The sequence below is a fragment of the Paenibacillus sp. J31R120 genome (genome assembly GCF_056269225.1).
Genome location: NZ_JBWDNN010000010.1, coordinates 61,541 through 87,259, shown reverse-complemented (window position 1 = coordinate 87,259; position 25,719 = coordinate 61,541). Strand labels below are relative to the sequence as shown.

Here is a 25,719-nt window from a genome sequence, read left to right as displayed (position 1 = left end):
TGCGCTTTCATAATATCTGATAATTCTTATATAATAACAAAAAAACTGCTTATTCAGCACTATTTTTAAGTGCCAAATAAACAAGTTTTTTATTTCCAATTTTTATAAATCTGTTAGAACATCATGTCTGATAAATTTTAGCTCCCATAGAGCTTCCGCTAGCGCTAGATTCGGAACATGCTTTTAATAAAATAAAATATGGGCTCAAGGTCATTTTCCAATGACTTTGAGCCCTTATTATTATATTCACTGCTTTAAAATGTCTTTCAAATCCGAATTCAGCATGAGTAGCTTCCACAGCATTGCCGCTGTCTCAGATCGGGATGCCTCTGCTTCAGGACGAAGCTCGCCCTTGTAGCCTTCAATGATTCCTGCCTTTGCTGCCAGAATAAGAGAACGCTGCGCGTAACTTGATACAATCGACCAATCCTCAAACTCTGCATTTCCTTTCTGCGGCAACGCAGAATCGTTGACGAGTCTCATGATCATCGTGATCATTTCCTCACGCGTAATCGTTGCATCTGGCTGGAAGCTTCCGTCTTGATACCCTTGAACGATATCATTCTTCGCCAGTATAGCTATATCGTTTTCTGCCCAATGCCCATGTACGTCTGTAAATTCCGAAGCACTTTCGTTATCAGACTTAAGCATAAATAGTCTGACAATCATTTTAGAAAACTCTGCCCTTGAAATCGCATGGTTCGGCTTAAAACTGCCATCGGCATACCCGTTAATAACCCCTAGCCTTGCAAACCAATCAATCATATGCTGCGCCCAATGCTGGTTAGTATCCGAAAACTTCTTCCCACTCGTACTCGCTGAACGAAGTCGATCTTGCATGGATTGCAGCAATTCTTTCCAATTGATTAGATCACTTTTGAAAATGGATATTACTGTCGGCTCCGGTGTTCCCGTCGGCTCCGGCGTCGGTGTCGACGTTGGTGTCGGCTTCGGCGTCGCTGTTGGTTTCGGCGTTGGCGTTGGCGTCGGCGTTGGCGTCGGCGTTGGCGTCGGCGTTGGCTTCGCTGTCGGCGTTGGCGTTGGCTTCGCTGTCGGCGTTGGCGTCGGCTTCGCTGTCGGCGTTGGCGTTGGCTTCGCTGTCGGCGTTGGCGTCGGCTTCGCTGTCGGCGTTGGCGTCGGCTTCGTTGTTGGCGTTGGCGTCGGTGTCGCTGTTGGCGTTGGCGTCGGCGTCGGCGTCGGTGTCGCTGTTGGCGTCGGCGTCGGTGTCGCTGTTGGCGTCGGCGTCGGTGTCGCTGTTGGCGTCGGCGTCGGCGTCGCTGTTGGCGTCGGCGTCGGTGTCGCTGTTGGCGTCGGCGTCGGTGTCGCTGTTGGCGTCGGCGTCGGTGTCGCTGTTGGCGTCGGCGTCGGTGTCGCTGTTGGCGTCGGTGTTGGTGTCGGTGTTGGTGTTGGTGTCGGTTTCACATCTTCTTTAATCTCAAATACAACCGGCGCTAGATCATACATCATCCCCGATGCCAACACCACTTTAGCAGCAACCTTATAAACACCCTCTGCCGTTAAAGTTTCCAGGCTTTGCTCAGCTTTACCGTCATAGACGATCTCTTTCCAATTGCCGTCGTTCACTTTATACAACGCTTTGTCGATGTTGAAGCCATCCACTGTATATGGAGATAACGCCACTTCAACATTGCCGCTGTATGTTCCGTTGTCCCCTTTCTTCCCCTTCACTGCCAATTCGAGTTGCGGCTTGGAGGACTCTGTATTCGTAACTGCAAACTGATACGTCTTTTTCTGCGCTGCGGCACTGGCCGGCTCAACCTCAACCTGCCATTCATTCACGCTTCCCGCTGCTGATAACAATAACGGCTGATCGATCGAGACGAAGCCTTTATTCGTAGCCATAACCTCGCCATCTCTATCCACCACAGTTACAGTTGACTCGCTATTAGATGCCACCGCAATAAGATGAGTCTGCTTCAGATCGTTAGCCCTCAACGCATAGCTGGTTTCGTGCGGGTCAAAATCTATGGCAATGCCGCTTAGCTTGACTGTGCTTAATGTAGCATCCAACTGATTTGCACTTTCATGGAAGAATATGCCTTGGACAGATTCGCCGGTCTGACTGAATTGTACAGCAACGGTTTTCTTCTCCTCGGCGGCAAAAGTCAATAAACCGGCCGCATCGCTTGCCACATACTTGGTCTCCAATATATTCCCTTCAGCATCCAACAGATGAATGAGCGCATTACCGGAAGCTACGGGAGCCATATTCATGTTCTGCATCATTACGTTCACGCTCGTATGAGAAGCCGTATTCGTCTGCTCCAGCGTCAGCAATACATGATTTTCATTGTATTTGACCGCTAGATTATCAAGCGTTATCTTCGCTTCATTGTCAGACTCATCAAACTCCTTCAATATTTCGCCTTGAGCATCCTCAACCCATGTGCGCAAATAAACGGTAATCCCATTACTCGGTATTTCCTGGAGACCATGCTTCGTCAAATAAGCGCCGACATCGAACTCTACGTTCTCCACATAGGCCCCTTGATCAATCAAATTCAAATCGTCAGAATCCGATAGCTCGATCACTTTTCCGATCAACGAATCGTCCGTATACTTGTTGTCTTCATAAAGCGCGAGCTTAACGACCCGTCCCTTATTTCCCAAAGTTGTTCCATTTTTATTATAGACTGGAATGGACAATATGCGCTTTCCGTCCTCTTCCTTCATCACCTTGATTTTTGAAATTCCAGTATCCGGCATATCCAGCCGCAGCGTACCTGCTGTCGATAATTTTTCGCCATCGGCAAAGGTAACCTCGACCTGATACGGAGCATCTGCAATCGGCGATGGAACGGTGTGATAAGCAATTACATTTTGTCCGCTGTTCGGCACCAGTGACATACTGCCATAGCTCGTTAGGTCCCCGCTAACCGTAATATCTACCGACTGAATGGCAGATAAGCCTTGATTAATAATATGGAACTGAATCGGCAAGTCATAGCCAGCTACAACCTCACCTGGATTATATACAACATAATCCGCATTGAATTGGTTATGGTACGTTTCGCTTGCCGTATACATCGCACTAACCGTCTTGGATACCGTAACAGGAATCTCTTCTCCTCCCGCTTCGCCTTCCTCCTTCGGCGTAATGGTACCAACAACCTCGGTATCGGTTGTATATGTCGTGCCCAGCAATAATACTTTAATTTCCGTACCCGAGCTGTTGCCGATATAAGCGGATATCGTATCAATTCCTGTATAATCCGGCATGGCTCCCAGCTCCATGACACCCGACAGGTACAATTCTCCGCTGTCTAAGCCGAGCTTCACTGCCTTCAATACATCGCGGCTCATCACTTCCGCAGCATTCGTATCGACCTGCGTTTCTTTCCAGATTAACGACATACGGTCAATCTGCTTGTGTGCCTTCGGCATTTTCACAAATGTGAAGTTCGGATTGATTCTAATATCATTGTAGGACTTCACAGCGCTCAGACTATCGACAAACTCCGAATGGACCTCGCCGTCCTGATTAACGGCAAGCATCCGAATATCTTCCGCAACGCTGTCTCCTTCACCGCTTGTCGCATGCCAAGCAATAATAAAGCGTTCAACTCCATCTGCGAAGACCGCGCTCGTTAATTGCGGATTCTCATTCGCGTTGCGATCATTTGTAACCTGTAAATTTTTCAAGATGCCTTTCGTCTTCCAAGCAGACGTCTGGGCCGCCGTATCCCGCTCCGTATCAATGACTGCATACACAATTTCATTGTCCGTGCCGGCTACGTATTGCTCTGCCGGTATTTGATTCACATTGCCTTTATTGACCGCGTACACAACAGCCGTTGTCCCGTCAGTCAGCGTTTCTGCGGATATCCCCATCACTGTACCATTCGTACCGTTATACAGTGTCTCGGCATCGCTCCACATTCCGCTGGCTGTGTCATATACCGTATAGACAATGCTATCCGATTCAGAGAAATCAAGCGGATTGTCGACATTGGATGAATATACGCTGCGGTAAGCGACGACGACCTTGCCATTGCCAACGGAGACAATCGGCGCTACATCAGGGCTTTGATTGTTCGTCAGCCGCTGTGTCGTCCATTTCGTTCCGTCATAGATGGACGCCATAATTTCAGCGCTGTTGTTCATCAGCAACATGTCGGCGCCAGTCAGCTCTTCTCCGGCTTCCTTCTTAATGGTATCCTTTTGCCTTACCCAGACCGCGGCGATCAGGTTACCTTCGCCTGCGAGCTGCAGCCCTGTATCTCCATAGCCCTTAAGCGCAGCATCGGCAACAATCTCTCCACGATGATCGTAACCGCCCTGACTGTTGCGAACCGCCCAAGCTGCAACCGTATCCTCAATATTCGTACTGTTGTTGTCGGAAAGGTATACGAACAGTGAGCCATCCGCCGCAACCTGCGGATTGGAATACGGATACGCATTGGATTGCAGCACCTCCGATCCGCTAGACGCTGCAGCCATCGTTCTTCTCTTCGCGCTGCTTGACGCTTGCCATGCGCGGGCATATTCACTCAGGTAGCTGCGATCCTCCATCGTCTGCGAGCTGAGAACCTGCATCGGATCTTCGCCAATTGCGTTCATATACGCGAGAATAGCTACTTCTGCATTGGCTGCAGTAAGCGGAACGACACCATTTTCTTTCCAATAGTCCTGAATTTTGTTCCAGTTTTTCGACAGCCATGTATGACTATAGCGTAAAGAAGCAAAGTCATGCTTAATCGAAATAAATAAAAACTTAAGCACGACGCGTATGCCAACGACACTCTCCAGCGTCAGCTTATTGCCATACAGCACCCGATCATTGCTGTTTTGCAAATAATCTCGATTCAGCCAAGTGCTGGTGTTTTCCAGTGTTATTCTACCGAACACGCCAATCTTGGCTGCGATAATCGAATAGTCAAAACCAATTCCGCCGAATGCTTCAATATAGGCAATTATGCGCAGTGAGGTCAAATAATCGTTAACACTGTCCTGCCCAGGATTGCTCCACGGTTGGCCTGGCAATTCATCGAATAATACGGAGGCTCTGAATCCAACCTCGACGCCGCCGCCAATCGTTAAGGAGAAGGTGACCGGCACAATGCCGGCCTGAACATTCCACACCCACGAATACTCGAAGCCCCCTCCTGCATTGAACCCGCCGCCATGTACAACGGCCTCCCAAGCATCCGTATTCACATTGTATTTAATTTCTCCAATGTAGTATCCGCCTACATTGAATGGGATGCTGCTTCCGGAATGCCCGCTTTTATTAATTTGCGAGAATTGGCGTCTTTGTTCCTCCATAAAGCTGCCCATCGCAATTTTATACAAATCTCCGGCGCCAGGCGCAAAATTATTAGTAGATTGGAAAAACTCAACATCGCTGCTGCCTTGCGTCGATGCCATTTTATTAAGAGAAGCCGACATAATCATTTTGAAAACCATCGGGTCATCCGTCGGGTACACTCTCATCGAAAGCGGACCAACATCCATTTTCATATTTCCTAATAAGCTCAGTGTTTCCAGAACTACTTTATCGTTATTGCTCGGACCCGTGGTGCTTCCAGTTGTACTGTTCATGTCGTCTTTCAGCTTCTGAATGCTGGAGCGCAGATCCGTTCTGCTTACATCAGCTACACCGATCATATTGACGGGCTTTGACCTTCCCGGGAAGCTTTTGCGGAAACTGCCCGGCTTGTCGTAAAGCTTGAAAAGAACCGATTCTGATCGCGCTTTTTCAAGCCAGATCGTATCTTTGTTCAATATTTGCACATGGCGCGTTAGCCATATATCCGAGAACGGATATTTGACCGTCTGGTAAGACTGACCTTGCGGCAGCAAACCTTTTGTAGTTTCCAATTCCGCGTAGGCTTCCTCATTCACTTCTTCGCCCCACCATAAGAGTTCTGTCGTCAAATCAATATGCGGGAAGTCATTATTGGGTCCAAATTTGCCTATGTAATCCCGAATATCCATTTTGGATCTAGGATCGCCATTGCTCACATATTGATTGACGATTACTGGCGTTGGCTGCTGGCTTTCATTGCCGATCATGCGGGCGATTTTATCGCCGATAGTGATGCGGTCAACCGGGCTTGCATCCCCGTCAAATGTTAATAGGCTCGGATTATAGCGATCATCTTCAAATTGAGCTTCTATTATAAATTCAAGCTTGTCCTTGGCGGATAAATTCGCCGCATTCTGCTCCCCGGCGGCAAGAGAATAAAAGTCTGTCGTATCGAATATAACTTCCAGCTTGCCGTCCCCTGCCAAAGTTTCTGTCACGCCCGTACCGCCAATTTCTGTCGCTTCGGCATAATATCCGTTCTTATATACACCGCCGCGGTACGTCACTTTTCCGGTATATGGCTTACCGTCGGGCATTTTAAAGAATACTTCGACCTTCGACAATTGGCGAAGCTGCAAGATATTGATCGGGTACAGCTCCATTAGCGCCGGATTTCCTTCCTTCGTCAGCAGTCTGTCCTGACTCAATACCCCTGTATAGGTCGTGCCGTCAAAGACTGAAGTGACATAAACATCGCTCGCTATGCCGCTTTCCTCAAACAGCGCCAGCTCTCCGTTCGCATCGCTGGTCACGGTTTGTTCAGCGCCATCGCCGTTCGTATACGTCAAGATTGTCTCCGACTTCGGATAGAATTGGAATACATACAATTTGTCCTTTAGCGTCTCCACCGTTACATCCAGCTCCGCGCTGATCCCTGTGCGGGCATGCGTTGCTGTAATTCTGGTATTGCCGTCATTCAAGCCGGCCAATAAAAACTTTTGCTTCGGCTGATACGAAGAATTGTTGAATCTTTCAATATCCTCAATATAGCCATTGCTGCGGTGATAGATTGCGCCCGCTTGATTGTTGCCGGACTTCCAAGCGATCTGGTCTGTAATCTCGCCCAGATCCTCATAATCCTTGTTATTAATCCCCAGCTCATTGTTCAGCGTAATATTGCGCTTCAATGCGAGAATCTGATCGCTCGTCATCTGCTTGATGCGGTCGATATTGCTCATCGTATACGATGACATAGGCTGACCGTCTATCTGCAATTGCAAGGCGTCGCTTTTGTACACTTGCAAAAATAACGAATCATACGACCATGTTGAATCCATGCTGTTCTTCACAGCTAGAGTAATCGCATAGACATCCTTGATTCGCTTGCTTTCGGTCACCGGATCAATGTTCAGGCTATAGCTTCCGCCTGTTGCCGAGGTTTGCGCATCGCTAAACTGACCTGTCGCCTTATCAAACACAATACGGCTTTCCGGAATCACCATTCCGTTTTTCGTAATCTGGAATTCAAATTCCCCTTTGTTAATCGGATCGAAATTGTCCAGCGTCCATGTAATTGGCAGCTTGCCGACCGAATCGAGCACAAACTGCCCCATCGACTTGTCAAGCGTGACGATCGCCGCTTCCGACTTCACGACGATATAAGAAATTGCGGAAAGCGTAGACAGCTTATTTTCCGGATTGGCTGTACGAATGCGAACCGTATAGCTAGGCACATTGTTGCTTGAAATGTCCCTCATATATTGCCCCGGAATGATAAAGCTTGTGGCATTGATCAATTCAGCGGTAGCCGGAGCTTCCCAGGACTGAGCCGGCTGCCGGGCAGCAAGCTGAGCCTCGTCAAAAAATCCTTCGTAAAATTCAACCTTGAAGTTGGCAGCCTGTACCGCGCCATTCGCTCCAGCCAATTCTTTATAACGCTCCATCACGTTGGTAGACCAGATCACATTGGCATCCTTATGTTTGTTAACATACACACGATTGGCAAAGCTCGGAACAACCACTGCCGCAGAGCCGTCAGCGCTAATCGTAAACGGCTGCGAATTTACTGTAGCTTCAGCAACTTCTCCATTGTTCTTGGCCGCCAAGGTGAAAACAACCTCGCCTGCCGACTTGGGAGCAATCATTCCATCGGCCATAATCTCTGCAATCGAGGTGTCGCTGCTGCGCCATTCGAACTGATCAGGCGTCGCGTACGTAGCATCCAAAGGATACGTGAAGTCCAGCTTTGTTGCCGTTGCATCAATCAAATTGACTACATACGGCGTGCCGGATGGCCACGATGCAGGATAAGTAATGGCTAAATCCCCGGAAGCAATATATTTCGGCTTTGTCACTTGGAAGTTGACCGCCTGACTTCCCAGCATCCCGAAATCCTGCGAATTTCCAGTATTGATCGCACCTGGTGTCATATTGCGATTGTAGTAAACTTTCGCCCGGAGCTGCTTGCCGTCTGTCGCTGCATCCCCGTCCTTTAACGCATCATATACGCCTTGCGTAATCTGCAATTCCCCTTCCAGTACAGGAGGAGACAAAGGAAGCCCATCCTCACCAAGCTTCCAATGCAAATTAAATAAGCCATTCTCTCTGTTGCCAATCGAAATTTTTATTCGCTTGGCAATGTCCTCAGAAGTCGTTACCCCATCAATCAGCCAATCAGCTTCTCCGTTGGCGGTACTGAGCTCGAGCGTCGCTTTCAATGTCTGTCCAATCGTATAATTGGCTTTGTCCAGCATCAGCGACTGAAAAGCATCTCCCCGCGCAGGACTGACCACAATATTAGGCGTATTGGTAAATTCCGCATCCCATGGAATCGCACCGATTTTGCGATATTCAAAGGCATTAGGCCCTAGGAGTACAGCCGATGTTTCATCCAAAGCACCAACCACCTTTAGATCATCAGGCGTCATCCCCTTGCCAACAACAGCCATATAGCCGCCTATGAGAGACTGGCTTGGATATGCCAAATTGTAAACTTCCGGTCTCTTAAAGTCAGCAAAAGGCATGACGTCCGGATAAGCAACGCCGCCTCCAGCAAGCGACAATCTTGGCATGGTCGCCAGATCTCTCGGCTGCTCGCGTGAAATGATATTGCTATAAAGCACTTGAATGGGCACAACCTGCCCTGTTGTATAGGAGCCTTCCTTCGCCTTGACCTCCAGCATAGACGGCTCATTCATCGAAGCATTCCGATCAGCCCGATAGTAGCATGCTGCGAAGCCGGTACCATTCAGTGAATCGCTTTTATAGAGCCCTTGTCCTGTACCTAATGTAAAGGAAAGGTAGCCGCCTCCTTCATACGCATGGGTAAACGGCACATAATCCCGGGTCGTCTCCAGATTGTCAAAGTCTATTCGATCCAAATTATTGAAGTCGTAGAAATGCAAATAATCCGCTCGCCCATAACTCACCCAAACATAATTCTGATAACTGCTCAGAGTACTGCTGAAATCAGCTCTTCCGCTTGGGCAATACGGTTGAACAAAATTTCGTTGAGCCCATAGATTTGAAAATTTAACCGTTTTGGTCGTTTCGCCCGCTTGAAATTCGATCGTTCCTTTAATAACCTGATTGTTCCGCGGTTGAATACGAAGCGTACTCTCCATCAGCTCATAGGAAAAGGATACCTTTTCCGAATGCGCTCTGTTCAGCTGAAACGTGAAACTGACTTCTTCTGTGTATGAAACGTCTTTCTTTTCTTCCAGCTTCGTTACCGATACAACCGTTTCGTCTCCATAATCATTGCCGGTTGTCGACGCAACCCCTTTCGCTCCCACTACCGGGTTGCCATTTTCGTCGACAAAACGTAAACCGCCTTCTCCTTCAACTTGCGACAACAGCGAGTCGAGACTGTCCAGATGGTCGTAGCTCAAGTTATCTCCGGCAGACAACAGCGTTGAGAGCTGCTCCTCAATCGCTATCATTTGTATTAGTGCGGCAAGCGTGATTGGTTCGCCATCCACTTCGGCGATTTGTGTCAAATCGGTACTCTCATCCGCTAATAATCGTTTCATCTCTTCCAGCGTATAGCTATTGCCGTTCAAAAAAATAGGGTGGCTCAGCAACTGACCGCTCGTGTCGATCAGACCAAGCTTCTGAATCATCTCCAGTATTGCAGGTGCCTGCTCGGCACCATATTCCTCCTCCAATAGGCGCAGCAGTTCGGTATTGTATGGACTATTATCGCTGCGACCTCCTTCCGGCGCCATCGCAAATGCCGATGTCGTTATACTCGTCGTCATCAGCACTAGTACTAACAGACATGCAACTAATTTCTTAATTCGAACTACAGATCTCATACATTCCTTCCTTTCTACAAAGAATCTCCTGCTTTCGACAATACTTTGCATTATATAAAAAGAAGTCTATGCTTGTAGTCCTACGAAAGTAGTACGCCGTGAAAAAAAGACGATTGACTAATTAAAATACAGTTGGAAGCCGATATGTTCTCAAAACATATAACCCGCAAGAAAGGCATTGGTGCAATACCTTTCTTGCGGGTTGCTTGGTGCTGTTTGAGGATAATATTTATTTCAGACTATCCAGCAGTTGCTTCAAATCCGAATGAAGATTCAAAACATTTAGAATGACCGTAAGCGCCTCTGCACGTGTTGCATTGCCCTTCAGATCAAAAAAGCCGTCATCTTTCCCTTTGATGATTCCTGCTCTTCCGGCATCCTTAACTGCAGCTTGCGCTGAAGTGCTTATACTGGACATGTCTGCAATTCTGGATATAATAACGATCTTTCTTCACGGCTAATGGATTGATCCGATTTAAAGAAGCTCCATCTAAAATACGTCCGACATAAAAAAACAAAAATAAGGGAACAAACAATAATCAACCTCATATGCTCATATGTCATACTACTATCAATGACCTTCAAATGTTAAGCACCTTGACAAAGTAATTAGATGAAATTAATTGGAATCAGTTCTAAAAATATCAAAATATAATAAAAAAGACACAACTCGCATTGTCCCACTTCAGACAAGCAAGCTGTGCCGTAATTTCGCCTCTATGAGGTCCATACTATTAGAGACGTATAAAAGATTTTACTTGTAATAAGAAGTGTTCAAAGGCACAAATACAGCTCCATCAGATTTAATCTTGAAATTCACGAACAGCGAGCTCACTCCGCCGATATCAGCTTCGATGGTGACAAGTCCGTCTGCGACTTTGATTACCTTTGTTTGCTTCAAGATAATATCGTTGTCGCTGTCCTTGATCTCGATATTCTCCAGATCCTCACCGACAGCCGCTATTTGAAGATATAGCTTTTGATGCTCTTTCTTCGGATACAGCATGAAGCTGCCGCTGCGGTCTCCAGAGCCATTATTGAAATACGCTTCCTTGTAATTGACGCCTTTGTAAGTCGTTTGGGCAGGGTCCTTGGTATGGTACATATCATCAAAGCCCTTTGCTATTGCAGTTCCATCGACTTTTTCACCCAAAATAATCGTTTTAGTTGCGGTGTCGTAATCAACTGCAATCCCCAAAGCATCAGAAATCGCCCGAATCGGAAAATAATTAGAGTTGTTATAATTAATCGGCACAATGGCATTCTGATTAGCATCCCTCAGCTGGATTGGCTTGCCGTCTACCTTCACTTTAATTTCCGGATTCAAGAATGCCTTAATCTCTTGCAGCTTGGTTGCTGCCAATGCTCCGGTTCCCATGCTTACTAGCATGGCTGCACTGATGACAGCAGCAAAAACGCCCTTCTTCAAACTTTTCACGCTCCCATATCGTTAGTTAAAAGCCCCCATAGAATACCTAATTCCTAATATGAAAACAAGAGGCTTTTGGTATATTTTTCATCTTGGGCAACATTGAATTAGCGTAAAAGCCCAACTCATCACAAAAAGGCTCTCGATTAAGGAGCCCTTTTTGCTTTATCTAAGATGCATAATTCCGTTTCCTATTGTTAAAAAGTTACGCGTTCTCCAGCTCCGCAAGCCGCTCCTCATACTGCTTCAGCAGCTTATGAAGATTGCGGGTGCTGACTTCGAGGCCGCCCTTACGGTTGCGGATCAGCCATAGACGGTCGAACTCTGCTATGATGGAAGCAAGCTCGCTATGGAGCTTGCGCAGCCATGCGAGCTCCGCTTCGCCATCCGGCAGCTCCAGGCCGAAGATAAAGCGATGCAAACCGGAGCCATGCTCGATCAAGGAGATCGCATGCGCAAGCTCTTGCGAGACCATCTCCGCGTCTCCCAGCTTCAACCGCAGCTCGCCAATCGCATCCTTCTGCTCCTTCAGCCATGCCAGCATATCGTCATAGCGGTAGTCAAGCTGGAACGGTATGCCCCTGCCGCCAATCTCCACGAGCAGCTTAATGATCATATCGGTTTCCGACAGCAGCTTCTCCTTCGTCGACAGTCCTCGGTTCAGCAAATGGTTCGTATACGTCATATTCTCCAGCGTGCTGTTCTCCAGGTTGATGTAACGCCCAAGCTCGAGAATCAGCTTGCCCGCATGCCCGGAGTCATCCTGCAGCATACAGTCCGTCACATACCGCTCCATCTGCTCATGCTGCTCCAGGTTGGCTTCCGTCTGCCAACCGGTGCCTGCGGCATAAGCATAAGCTGGATAGCTCATGACCAGCGGCTGCCAGTGGCCGGAATCGCCCCAATCCGTCACAATCATACCGGCAGCACCGTATGCCTTGCCGCTGCGGGCGGCATCGGCAATGTTCGTCAGCATATTGTCCGTCCGTCCCGTAATAGACGACCATGTGCTAGTGCCCGGGCAGACGTAATACGGCACGCCATGCCGCTGCAGCAGCTTGCCGTTCGCCTCGAACGAGGTATGGCTCTCATAGTTCCAGTCCAGCACAGTAACGTCCTTCGGAAGCAGCGGAATAATCTCGTCATGCTTGGTCAGAATATCGCCCCACATCAGCGTGCGTTTCCCATGGCTGCGAATGATCTCGAATACTTGCTCTGCATAATCCATATATACCTTGCCCACTCCAACCTCTTGGGCGCGTTCTTTGCTTTGCCCTTTGCCAAGGCCAAATGGCTCATCCATATTCACATTGACGTATTCTGATGTAAAATGCGGCAGCAGCTCACCGAACATCGTGCGGACCAAATCGATCGACCGACTATCGAGCGGATTGAGCGTAAGCGGCGGCAGCTTGATCGAGACCGGCGTTTCCTGCCCGCCCGGATGCTCCGCGAGGTCGGCGAATTCCGGCTTCGCCAGCCAAGGCCCCATGTGGCCGAGACAGTTCTGATTCGGCACCAGATCGATGAACCGCTCCTTCGCATAAGCATCCAGCTCGCGGAACTCCGCTCCGCTAATCGGCGTTGCCTCCGGGAAGGAATCCCGGAACGACTCATAGTCGAAGCAGAAGCCTTCCATATAAAGCTGCAAATGGTTCATTTTCAGCTCGGACATCCGGTCTATTAAGGGGTACAGCGTCTCCATCTTCGGAATTTTGTTGCGTCCAATATCCAGCATAAGGCCCCTGACCGGGAAGTCCGGCTCGTCCTCGATGCGGAAGCATGCGCACGCGATCCCTTGGCGGGTGATCAGCTGCTCCAACGTAACGACCGCATAGTGCAAGCCTTCTACTGCGCTATAGCCAATTTCCAACCGTTCGCCGTTCCACTCCATCGTGTAGCCTTGGGCATGCAGCTCCGGATGGCATGCAATATGCAAAATTGTCGCGGGCACGGATCCAAGCGACTCCGCTCCCTCGATATCGCTTGCGCTGCCCTGTCTGCGCGCTACATCTGCCTCAAGTCTATCCTTAACGCGCACGACGGACTCTGCTCTCCTTGCCTCTTCGTTCAAGCTCTCTAGCGCAAAGTCAGCCGAGAAGGAACCGCTCCCTTCCCGCAGCTCAAGCTTGCGGGGCTGCGGGTATAACGGAAATAATGATATATTCATCTGTCCAGCCTCCTATCTCCTAGTTGATGTCAGTTGCTCTCAGCGGCATTTAACCCCTTGATCACTTCCGCCAGCCTCTCTTCCGTAAACTTACCTCCGCTGAAGGAGATCAGTCCCCGAAGTGGCATATGCGACATAAACGCCTGGAGCATCTCCTTGTGCTCTTCCCCGACTGCCCCGGCAAACGGAAGCATACTCATAAACTGCTGGACAAAGGCTTTTCCCTTCTCCGATTGCATCAAATCCGATACTGTGGAGTTGCGGTGAAAGACCAGCGACTGTGGCGTTGTGGAGTGAACGGTCACTCGTTCCGACTGCACGATCTCTCTCGAAGATTGGCCGATGAGAATATCGAACTCCCCCGTCTCTACTCTCCAGTTACTAGCATCTGCATCATAGAAGGCGAAGCTCCGTTTATCCAGCTCGAACGAAACGGTCTTCGTTGCCCCCGGAGCCAGCTCCACCTTGACGAAGCCCTTCAGCTCCTTGTCAGGACGGATCACTTCTGATTCAACGTCACGTACATACAGCTGCACAACTTCTTTGCCCGCCACAGAGCCGGTATTGCGTACCTTGACCGTCACGGTCAGCTTCTCTGTATCGGTCAGCTCGCGCTTGTCGAGGGCAAGCTCAGTATATTCGAATGTCGTATAGCTAAGCCCGTGTCCGAACGGGAACAACGTCTCGATGTCCTTCTTGTCATAATAGCGGTAGCCCACGAAGATCCCTTCCCTGTATTCCACCTTGTCTCCCTCGCCCGGGTAAAACAAATAAGAAGGATTGTCGCTCAGCCTTACCGGGAAGGTCTCCGCCAGCTTGCCGGACGGATTGGCATCCCCGAATAGCAGATCGGTGATAGCGCCGCCCAGCGCCTGGCCTCCCAGGTACGCTTCGAGCACAGCTTTGGCGCTGCCAAGCCAAGGCATCTCTACGGGCGCGCCGTTGCTGAGCACGACGATAAGGTTCGGCTGAACCGCCGCCACCGCTTCGATCAGAGCCACTTGATTGGCTGGCATGCGCAGATGCTTGCGGTCGAACCCTTCCGATTCATAGCGCTTCGGCAATCCGGCGAACAATACGGCTACATCCGCCTGGGAAGCCTGCTCCAGTGCTTCCTTCGTCAGCTCCTCGGAGGTATCGTCCTGATTAAGCTCGTAACCCTGAGCATACGTCAGCTTCACGCCGACGCCTGCCGAGCGAGCCAATTCCTCGCTAATATCCTCTAGACGTGTCGGATTGATCTGGGAGCTGCCGCTGCCCTGATAGCGCGGCTCCTTCGCCAGAGCGCCGATGACCGCCAGCGTTCCGGTCCGTCTAAGCGGAAGAATGCCGTCTTCGTTTTTCAGCAGCACCATGCTTTCGCGAGCCACCTCGCGGGCCAGCTGATGATGGGCGGCAGGATCTAATACCGTGTCGGGCTTCCGACCGTCGACAGACTTGAAGATTACGCGAAGCAGCCGCTCTACAGCTTGATCCAGCTTCTCCATCGGCAGTGTGCCGCCCTTGACCGCTTCGATAATGGCGCGATCTCCCTCGCCATGGCTGGACGGCATCTCCAGCTCCATACCGGCAGCCAGTCCCTTCACCCGGTTGTTCACCGCGCCCCAATCCGAGACCACAAAGCCTTCATGGCCCCACTCTTCCTTCAATATCGCAGTCAGCAGCGTCTCATTCTCCGCAGCGAATTCGCCGTTCACCTTGTTGTATGAGCACATGACCGTCCACGGCTGGGACTGCTTGACCGCACCCTCGAAGCTGGCCAGATAGATCTCCCGCAGCGTCCGCTCATCCACGATAGAATCAGAGGTCATCCGGCGATGCTCCTGATTGTTCACGGCAAAATGCTTCAGCGAAGTGCCGACTCCCTCGCTTTGCACGCCCTTGATATGATAAGCCGCCATTTCCGAGGAGAGGTACGGGTCTTCGGAGAAATATTCGAAGTTGCGTCCGCACAGCGGAGAGCGCTTGATGTTCGCACCCGGCCCTAACAACACTGCTACATTCTCCGCTTGGCACTCCACGCCAAGCGCTTGCCCCATCCGTTCGATCAAGTCGCGGTTCCAAGAGCTGGCTACACCGACCGCAGACGGAAAGCATGTCGCTGGAACGCTGTCGAACAAGCCCAAATGGTCAGACGACGCGCGTTGCTTGCGCAAGCCATGCGGGCCGTCCGTCACCATAACGGACGGGATGCCAAGCCTCTCAATTCCTTTCGTATGCCAAGTATCGAGGCCCGAGCATAGCCCCGCCTTCTCCTCCAACGTCATCTCTTTGATTAGCGCCTTCATGTCGCGATTGTTCCCCATCGTAATTCCTCCCCGCATATTGATTGACCCCTTAACTCTTTGACTTGCTGTCCGTCCATACGAATTCCGCCGCTTGCGCATCCCGGCTGCTTCCGCCGATATACAAGTTGAACCGGCCCGGCTCTGCCCCGTATCCCTTGCCCGGGGACCAGTACACAAGCTCCGCTTCTCCGATCTCGAATACCGCTTCCCCGCTCTCGCCCGGCGCAAGCTGAAGCTTGCGGAAGCCCTTTAGCTCCTTGACTGGACGCACAATACTGCCATGGCAGTCCTGAATATAAAGCTGTACCGTCTCTTCCCCGGCGGCATCGCCGTTATTCGTCACCGTAACCGCAGCGGTAAGCTTCTCGGTCCCAGTAATCGCGGAACGGTCCAGCCTCAGCTCGGAATACTCAAATCGGCTGTAGCTTAAGCCATAGCCAAACGGATACAGCGGATCGTTCGGTCCGTCCAGATACTTTGATATATATTTGCTGTTCCGGTTCGCTTCCGTCAGCGGCCGGCCCGTTAGGAAGTGATTATAATAGACCGGAACCTGTCCCTGATGCGCCGGGAAGCTCATCGTCAGCTTGCCTGACGGGTTGTACGCTCCCGTCAGGACATCTGCAATAGCAAGTCCGGCCTGCGAGCCGAGGAACCATGTCTCTACGATGGCGCTGACATTCGCAGTAAACCAATCAAGCACTAGCGGCCTGCCGTTCGTCAGCACCAGCACCGCAGGTTTGCCCAGCGCCACTACTGCTTCCGCAAGACGCTGCTGCGCCTCCGGCAAGTGAATGCTAAGACGGGATGCCGCCTCCCCGGACATATCGCTGCTCTCTCCAAGAGCCAGCACGACGATATCTGCTTGTGCGCAAACCTGAAGCGCCTTCTCAATCCCTTCTTCCAGCGGATCATTGACGCCACATCCCTGCGCGTATAGAAGCCGATCTTCCCCGATTCCACTAGCGACAAGTCCCTCGTAGAGCGACACCGTCTCATGACCGTAGCGGGAAAATTGCCATGGCCCCAGCAAGTCCTTACTGTCAGCGAACGGGCCAACCAGCGCAAGCTTGCCGCTATTTTTCGCTAACGGCAATACACCGTCATTTTTGAGCAGCACAATGGACTTCTGAGCAAGCTCCCGGCTTGCCCGGAGATGATCCTCATGAAAGTGGTATTCTTGCTCCTTCTCCGGACGGATATAGCGGAACGGATCATCCATCAGCCCCAGCTTGTACTTCAGCCGCAGAATGCGGCGGGCAGCTGCATCAACCGTCTCCTCCGGCACGCTGCCCTCGCGAACCAGCTCCGCCAGATGCTCATAAGAGCGCGTCGCCATCTCGATATCCATCGTCGCATTCACAGCCATCTTGGCCGCTTCTCGCTCATCCTCGGCAAAGCCGTGCTGAACGATCTCGTCCACTGCGCCATAGTCCGAGATCAGCACGCCGTCGAAGCCAAGCTCCTCGCGGAGCAGCCGCTTCAGAAGCTCCTCGCTGGCTGCAACCGGCACGCCTTGATAGATGTTGAAGGCGTTCATGACTGATGCGGCTCCCGCTTCAAGTCCGGCTTGGAATGGCGGCAGATAGACATTCCGCAGCGTTGCTTCGGACATGTCCACCGTATTGTAGTCGCGTCCCCCTTCGGAAGCGCCGTATCCGATAAAGTGCTTCAGGCAAGCGACAATCGTCTCCGCGTGGAACAATGATTCCCCTTGGAAGCCTTCGACCTGCGCCTTCGCTATTAGCGCACCCAGGTACGGGTCCTCCCCCGCGCCTTCCACTACGCGGCCCCAGCGCGGATCGCGGCCGATATCGATCATCGGGCCGTGATTGTAGACCGTGCCCGACGCGCTGGCTTCCTTCGCCGCAATGGCGCAAGCCTCCTTGATCGCCTCCGTATCCCAGCTGCACGACCACGCCAGCGGCACAGGGAATACCGTCTGCGAGCCATGGATGATGTCCGCGTTGAACAGCAGCGGAATGCCGTGCGGCGACTGCTCCACGGCGATCTTCTGCAGCTTGAACACGCGGCTGACATCGAATGCGCCGAGGACGGAGCCTGCCCGTCCCTCCGCAATAAGCTTCTCCGGCGGATCGGTCGCAACCGCGTTGCCGAACGAGAAGTTCGAGGCCAGCACCTGGAACATCTGGCCGATCTTATCCTCCAGCGTCATGCGTCCCAGGAGAGATTCGACCTCCAATTCAATCTCTTCGTCGGACCGTTCTCGTACCGACTCCTTCCGGTAAGGAACAATCTCCTCGATAAGCGCTTCCGACAGATGCGGGCCGCGCCCTCTTGCGCCTTGAAGCGGCAGCTTGCCAATGGCAGGGATATAGATATCCCCCTCAAAGGCATCCTCCTTGAACGCCAAGCGAACCTCAATTTCCTCCCCTGGCATCCAGAACGCCTTCGCCTTGGCTGTCAGACTGTTGCCTTCGACCGACAGCGTATCCATCTGTATAGGAATAGCGAGCGGCTCCGTCGCCATGTCCAGCGTATAGACGGCTTTCTTCGAAACTTTGAACTGAAGCTTCATCTTCATCGATGGCGTCTCTACAATTGCATGCCATAATCCGATCATATCGTGTTCTCCTCCTTAGCCTTTAACAGCGCCGATGGTCAGACCTTTGACAAAAAACTTCTGGAAAAACGGATACGCGATCAAGATCGGCAAAATGCCGATAACCGCAATCGCCATGCGGAACGTCTCGCTAGGCAGCTGCGCAATAATGCTGCCGGAGCCCATGCTGGCATTGCTGGACAGAAACTCAATATCGCTCATAATCCGGTTCAGCACGTTTTGCAGATTGAACAGTGCAGAGTCGGTCACGAATACAAGCCCATTGTTCCAATCATTCCAGTAAGCAAGTGCCTGGAACAGCCCAATCGTCGCCATGATCGGCAGCGACAGCTGAAGCACAATCTTGTAGTAGATCGTAAATTCGCCCGCACCATCAATGCTCGCCGACTCCAGAACAGGCTTCGGAACGCTGTTCATGAAAAATGCGCGCATGAGCAGCACATTAAAGCCGTTCATCAGCAGCCAAGGCACGATCTGAGCCAGCAGCGTGTTTTTAATATCAAATAATTGCGTGTAGACCATATAAGTAGGGACAAGGCCCCCGTTGAACAGCAGCGTAAAAAATACGATAAAAGCCAGCACCATACCGCCGGGCATATCCTTGCGGGACAGCGGGTATGCGAGCATGGAGGTCATCAGCAAGCTTGCCGTCGTGCCGATCACCGTCGTCAGAATCGTAATGCCGTAAGCATTAAAGATCATTTTCGAGTTTTGCCACAGGTAATCATAAGCGGCAAAGCTGAGACTGGAAGGAAAGAACGTATAACCTTCCGTCACAATCACCTTCGAATCGGTCACAGAGGAGGTGAACAGCAGCACAAACGGCAAGATGCACGCCAGCGCGAACAAGCCTAATATGATGTGCGCCGACCAGCGCCAGCCCCGGTATTCTTTCGTCATATGAATCTCCCTCCCTAGAACAAGGCATTATCCTTGTCGAACCTGCGCACAATATAGTTGGATACCAGCACCAGAATAAAGCCGACCAGCGATTGATAGAAACCTGCCGCCGCCGACATGCCGATGTCGCCAAGCTGCATCAGCCCGCGGAATACATAGGTGTCGATGACGTTCGTTGTTTCATACAGCGCGCCAGAATTCATAGGCACTTGATAGAATAGGCCAAAGTCGGAATAGAAAATGCGTCCGATGCCAAGCAGCGTCAGCATGGTGATGATCGGCGTGATCATCGGGAACGTAATTTTACGAATTTGCATCCACTTCGACGCGCCGTCCAGCTCCGCCGCCTCGTAATACTCGCGATCGATGCTTAAGATTGCCGCCAGGAAGATGATGCAGGAGTAGCCCGCTCCCTTCCAGATATGGACGACGGTTAAGATATACGGCCAATACTTCGGCTCCAAATACCAGGAGATCGGGTCAAGACCAAACATGGGCAGAATCGTCTTGTTAATAAAGCCCGCATCCACGCTGAGCATGGCATAGACGAGATAGCTGACCAGAATAATGGAAATCAGGTAAGGCAGCAAAATCACGCTTTGATAGAAGCCCCTCGCCATCTTGCTTCTAATCTCGTTAAGCAGAATCGCTATAGCGATCGCAATCGCCAAACCGAGAACAATAAATACGGCATTGTAGAGCAGCGTATTTCTCGTAATGATGTAAGCGTCGGTCGTTTTGAACAAATATTCAAAATTTTTAAGACCGATCCAATCGCTGGCCCAGATGCCCTTGGCATAATTGATGTCCTTGAACGCGATCGACAGACCGAACATTGGCAAGTAGTTGTTAATGATCAGATAAGCCAGTCCCGGCAGCATCATAATGTATAGCGGGATAAATCTGCGCAGCCGGGCTCCTCTCTTGCGTCGTGTTGTCGTATTCACCCTATTCTCTCCCTCTCTATCCGAGACTGCCTGGAATAATAAGCCCGGCCAACTCGTCATTGGCCGGGCAGCAAGTGTGGCATCCCACTATTACTGAACCGAGTTGTTTTTTGCCCACTCATCCAATTGCTTTTGCTTCTCAGCGATAATCTTGTCCATGCCGGCGGACTTCAGCTTGGAGATGAATTCCGGCAGCAATTTGTCCGGATCTACGCTTCCCGTCTCCAGCGGCAGCTTATATTGGGTAACGACATTGGACACCGCCGCCACTTCCGTCTTCACGGCAGACGCATCGAATACAAAGCCAAGCGCCTTGGAAGGCTTGGAGGAGCTATTGAATTCCGCCGTCTTCTTCCAAATATCCGGATCATCAGTTTTCATGACATACGACAGGAACTGGTTGCCGAACATCCAGCCCAGCATGTTGTAGCCGATTGTCGTAGCATCCTGACCAGCAGGGTAGGAGATGATATGGTCGGCTTCGCCCTTCTCCTTCACATAATGCTTGCCTTCAATCCCCCAGTCGAATAGGTTGACGATATCAGCATCGGAATACATCAGGTTCAGGAACTGCATTGCTTTCTCTTGATGCTTGGAGTTTACCGGAATGCCCCATAGCGCATTGGTCACGTTGCTTGTTGTCGCTACCGGCGGCAGCAATTCCTTCGTAACCATCTGCGTGCCGGATGCCTTCGACTCCTGCGCGGCGAAGCCTGGTTTCTGCAGCGCCATATAAGAGAAGGCCTTGCCGGACTTGATCAGCTCGAACGTTGTTGTCTTGTTAGTAGCCGCATCCGGCAGGATGTAGCCTTCCAGATACCACTTGCGGATACGATCGATAAATGCCTTGTATTCCGGCATCTCGTACATATTAACGACCTTCAGATCGTTATCGTAATTAGGCAATACGCCCATGAAGTCGCCAAGCGGATCGACGAACACATGGTTCTCACGGAAGGACTGACCGACTCCGCCCGGTACGAGCGGTACAATATGAGGCTCGCTCGCCTTAATCGTTTTGAACAGGTTCTCAACATCGTCCAATGTCTGAATCGCTTCGATATCGATGTTGTACTTGTCTACCAAATCCTTGCGCATCGTGAGGCCATAGCTGCCCGCCAAGTCGCGCACGGTCGGCACGCTGTAGATTTTGCCGTTAATTTTGGTTGCGTTCAGATACTTCTCGTCGAACGCTTGTTTGATGCCTTCGCCATGCTTATTCAGCAGCTCATCCAGTTCGATAAGCTGACCTTTGGCAACCATGTTGCTGTACATTAATCCGGAGACAAATGTCAGATCGAGCGTCTCGCCGCCGCTGAAGATCAGGTTCATGCGCTGAGCCCATTCGCCTGCGTTGATCGGCAGGAACTTGACCCGCACTTTAATTTTCTCCTCGGAAATTTTATTAATCTCATCCTCTACCAGTTGCAAGTCTTGCTGGGAGGTGCTGACGAGCGGGAAGGCTACCATAATTTCCTCTACCTTCTCGTCCGGTTTGCTCCCTGTATTCGCGCTGCTGCCCGGCTGATTGCCGTTGCCTGCTCCATTGTTGCCCTTGCCGCAAGCCGACAGAACCAGGACAAAGCACAACAGCAGCAGAGTCGCCCCTCGCATGATGTTTTTCATTTTGTTCTCCCCCGCTTTTCGTATAATGGTTGGTGCTGTGTTCATTGTACGACCGCGAGCCGTCATGACTCTGCCCTCTTTACGACTTCCCACTGTCACTTTCACGACTTGCGGGCCGGGGACTAGCAGCTTGCTGCTGACTTCGGTATTCCAGCGGGCTCAGGTTCAAATACTTCTTGAACATTCTGGAGAAATGCGAGAAGTTGGCGTAACCGACCTTGCTGGCAATCGTGCTGACCGACAGTTCCGTTTGCGCCAGCAGACCCGCCGCTAAGGTAAGCCTTTGCTGCAGCACATAATCGGATACTGACATACCGGTCTCTTTCTTGAATATCCGCGTCAAATAATCCGGGTTAAGAAAGACATGACTCGCAATATCGTCCCTGGAAATATCCTCGGCGAGATGCTCATGAATGAAAGCCTTGGCCTTCTCCGTTACACTCTGCGTCTGGTCGAGCGCACTGTCGAACTGGATCGACTTGTCCACGATATGGCGAATCCAGTCCAAGGCATCGGTCGACGTGCGCGTCGCCGCAGCATGCAGCGTAATGGAGTCGTTGTCGCCAAATAGCTGATGCGCCTGGATGCCTTTTACTTGCAGGACATAATAGACCATCTGCTGAAAGTCTTGTATGAATTGATTCAATCGGTCGAAGTCCAGTCCGCCGGATGCGACCTGCACCTCCATATAATCTTCAACCGCCAGCAGCAGCGGCTCGCGCGCGCCTTCCTTCAATAGAATGGACCAGGTTCCGATGTCGGGCGGCATGCCTCCTGAGGACAAGATTTGCGGGTCCTGCAAGGAGAATACCCCTTGATCATGAGCCACATTGTTCTCATCCAGCTTGCGCAGGCGAAGGAACATGTAAGCCAGCTGGTCAGGATGGGCCGTCTCTCCGATATAACATGATACGCCTGCGAAGAAGTAGGTCCTGCAAGCCTCAATCCATTGCTCGCAGCCTGCTCTCAGCTTTTCGTTCACCGCTGCTTGCGACTCCAGATTCATCATGGCGAGCATATAGCCGTCGCCAAGCGAAATCAGCAAACCGTTTTCCAGCTCATTCAGGAGCAGTTCCTCCGCCGACTTGCGGATGGCGTACTCCATAATTTTTTCATCGCGCAGCGTAATCTTCTTATGCCATCTCCGAACATGGATTAGCACAGGCAGAAAACGCATTTCATTCGTATAGGGAATATTGCGCTCTTCCGCGGCCTTTCTGATCGCTTCCGCATCTCCGGGGAGGGTCTGGTTCAAGATGTCCAGCCAAAACCGCTCCACAAGCAGCGGCTGATACTGCACCCAATACTTCCCGTATTGGCTGAACTCGCTATTCCGGTTGTCCTGGTCCAGCTTGCGTATCGCCCGTTTGATCGTCTCCTCCAAATCCGGATACGGAATCGGCTTCAGCAAATAATCCAGGCTTCCCAGCTGGATCGCTTGCTTGGCATACCCGAAGTCCGCATGGCAGGTGAGGAAGATCGTCTCCGTCCGGGGATAATGCCGTCTTACCCATTCCAGCAGCTCAAGTCCTGTGGCCTGCGGCATCTCGATATCGCACAGCAGGATATCAATCCTCTCCTGTCCGAATATGATTTTCGCCTGCTCCGCGCTATGAGCAGTGAATACCTTGCTGATGCCGATAGCAGACCATTGCACACCCGACTTCAGCCCTTCCACTGCGATGAGCTCATCATCTACGATTAGAAGCTGACACATCGTCCTTCTCCTCCTTCTGAGACGAATCCGCTCTGAGCGGTATGCCCATCTCCACCACAGCTCCATGCGGTTCGTCATTATAGCAATCCATCCACGAGCGGTCCCCGTACTGCAATCTCAGCCGCTCCCGGGCATTCCACAATCCGATATGCTCGCCCTTCTCATCCACTTGCTGCTTGCCTGACCGGATCGACTCCAGCGACTCATCGGAAAATCCGGGGCCATTGTCGCGGACGGACAGAATAACCGTCGGCTCTTCCTCCAAGCCGCTAAGCATCGCTTCAATCGTCACCGTATTGGTGCCCTCCATCCGTACCGCATGCTTCACCACATTTTCCACAAAGGTCTGCAAGAGAAGTGGCGGAACCTGCGTCTCTTGCAAATATTCCAGCACATCGATCTCAATCGCCAGACGATGCGGGAATCTGAGCTGCTGGATGCGCAGGAAGTTGCGGACATGCTTCAACTCGTCTCTTAATAGCACAAGAGATTGATTGCTTTGCAGCGTATAGCGGAAATAGTGGACCAGACACATCGTCATCTCTTGGATGAGGCTGTACTGCTTCACCTGCGCCAGATTGTACACAATATTTAATGAGTTCATAAAAAAATGAGGGTTGATTTGTAATTGAAGATGCTTCAGCTCCGCGCGTTGCTTGCTGATCTGCTCTTCGTAGATATGAATTTTCAATTCCTCAATTTGCGTAATCATATGATTGAAGGTTCGGTTCACAAGCTGAAATTCGTCCTGTAGAGGAGATTCCTCAATTTTCGTATTGAAATTGCCCTCTCCGATCCGCCGCATCGCTTTAGTCATCTTCTGAAGCGGAAGCAGCAGCACCTTGCGAAGAAACCATAGGCTGAGCGGCAGCATAACAAGAGCGATCAGGATTACGACCAAAGCAGCCTTTGCCAAGTAAGGGAGATTCTCCAGAATGAGCCTGTCCGGCACCACCGAAACCAGATTGAAGCTGCCTTTCACAGAGGATTCGCCAACGACCAGATAATCCTCATCCGTCCCGGACAAGTAGTGGTTATCGAACCCTCGGGTAAAGTCTAGTCCCGCATGTGCCAGCTCCTCCGTGCTGGATATGATTTGCCCCTCTCCGCCTACAATAAGAGAAGCGCCCCGATCTCCCGCATGCATAGCGCTAAGCGGCCTCAGCATCGACTTCGCCTTCACCCAGGCGCCTATATAGAGATTGCCGTCCCCGAACAAGCGCAGGATGTAGAACTCGTCATTCATCTGCTGCACCAGCCATTTGTTGTTCAGATGAGTCGGCTGCTCAGCCAGTCCGGTAGCAAGCTGCTCTACCGTTGCCCTGATGTTGGTCAGCTCCTTGTAGCTCATCTCGTCACGAAAGGTTTCTACACTTTCCCGTCTAGGGATCGAGTAGACAAAAAAACCGTCAATATAGGGATAGACGATCAGATCCGAAGTCAGTCTGCGCGACACGCTGCTCTTCGCCATCATGTATTCATCCTCCGGGCTCGCCTCCCCCATGGCCAGCAGATTGGGCTCCGTCAGCATCAGACCCATCAAATGACGCTCCGTTTCGGAGAGCTGGTCATCGATCTGTTTCATGAAGACAGATACCAGGTTTTTGTTCGAATTCGCTACTTGGTTGTGAATGACATTCACGCTATACCGATTGTTGTAGATCAGCAGCGCGATCAATGGAATGGTTATACAGAGAAGGCCAAGCACCAGCCTGACCCTAATCGTTTGCCATGGGATACCGCTTATCCGTCCCCTCATGCGCGATCACCCTTTTCTGTTCGGTTATCCGGCAGCTATCATCATCCGCAAAATCGTCCCTCTATCCTAACGCCTCTGCTCATTATGAGCTACCCGCCATACGACTATTCAATAGTACTTTCACGACTCTAATAGCTGCAAGAGACGCTGTTCTTTCTTCAGCACGACAAAAAGACGCAGTCTGCCTGGCTGACTTAGCCAGGCAAGAATACT

At 51.0% G+C, this 25,719-nt stretch carries 11 protein-coding genes; all 11 read right to left on the bottom strand.

What is annotated here, in order from left to right; translation table 11 throughout:
- Positions 1-246: 246 nt before the first annotated feature.
- Entirely contained in the window at positions 247-10,086 is a 9,840-nt protein-coding gene (locus tag AC0YNW_RS25575; protein ID WP_475834317.1) for an S-layer homology domain-containing protein, read from the bottom strand.
- 229 nt (positions 10,087-10,315) lie between these two features.
- Complete coding sequence (locus AC0YNW_RS25570) at positions 10,316-10,504, bottom strand: S-layer homology domain-containing protein (RefSeq protein ID WP_475834316.1); 189 nt, start codon at positions 10,502-10,504, stop codon at positions 10,316-10,318.
- 336 nt (positions 10,505-10,840) lie between these two features.
- Complete coding sequence (locus AC0YNW_RS25565; protein WP_475834315.1) at positions 10,841-11,524, bottom strand: stalk domain-containing protein; 684 nt, start codon at positions 11,522-11,524, stop codon at positions 10,841-10,843.
- A gap of 196 nt (positions 11,525-11,720) precedes the next feature.
- A complete protein-coding gene (locus AC0YNW_RS25560; RefSeq protein ID WP_475834314.1) occupies positions 11,721-13,685 on the bottom strand; it encodes a beta-N-acetylhexosaminidase in 1,965 nt (654 codons plus the stop codon).
- Positions 13,686-13,714: 29 nt separating this feature from the next.
- Positions 13,715-15,991: a beta-glucosidase gene (locus AC0YNW_RS25555; RefSeq protein WP_475834313.1), complete on the bottom strand. Its 2,277-nt coding sequence runs from the start codon at positions 15,989-15,991 to the stop codon at positions 13,715-13,717.
- A gap of 31 nt (positions 15,992-16,022) precedes the next feature.
- Positions 16,023-18,557: a beta-glucosidase BglX gene (gene bglX / locus AC0YNW_RS25550; RefSeq protein ID WP_475834312.1), complete on the bottom strand. Its 2,535-nt coding sequence runs from the start codon at positions 18,555-18,557 to the stop codon at positions 16,023-16,025.
- 15 nt (positions 18,558-18,572) lie between these two features.
- The gene (locus tag AC0YNW_RS25545) at positions 18,573-19,457 is read right to left on the bottom strand and encodes a carbohydrate ABC transporter permease (protein ID WP_387479825.1); all 885 of its coding nucleotides are present in this window, start codon (positions 19,455-19,457) and stop codon (positions 18,573-18,575) included.
- A 14-nt stretch (positions 19,458-19,471) separates the two neighbouring features.
- Positions 19,472-20,341: an ABC transporter permease gene (locus AC0YNW_RS25540; protein ID WP_475834401.1), complete on the bottom strand. Its 870-nt coding sequence runs from the start codon at positions 20,339-20,341 to the stop codon at positions 19,472-19,474.
- A gap of 153 nt (positions 20,342-20,494) precedes the next feature.
- Positions 20,495-22,096, bottom strand: coding sequence for an ABC transporter substrate-binding protein (locus AC0YNW_RS25535; RefSeq protein ID WP_475834311.1), 1,602 nt, complete (start codon positions 22,094-22,096; stop codon positions 20,495-20,497).
- A 13-nt stretch (positions 22,097-22,109) separates the two neighbouring features.
- Positions 22,110-23,747: a helix-turn-helix domain-containing protein gene (locus AC0YNW_RS25530; protein ID WP_475834310.1), complete on the bottom strand. Its 1,638-nt coding sequence runs from the start codon at positions 23,745-23,747 to the stop codon at positions 22,110-22,112.
- Positions 23,722-25,506: a sensor histidine kinase gene (locus AC0YNW_RS25525; protein ID WP_475834309.1), complete on the bottom strand. Its 1,785-nt coding sequence runs from the start codon at positions 25,504-25,506 to the stop codon at positions 23,722-23,724. Before AC0YNW_RS25525 ends, AC0YNW_RS25530 begins: the two co-directional genes overlap by 26 nt.
- Positions 25,507-25,719 lie beyond the last annotated feature (213 nt).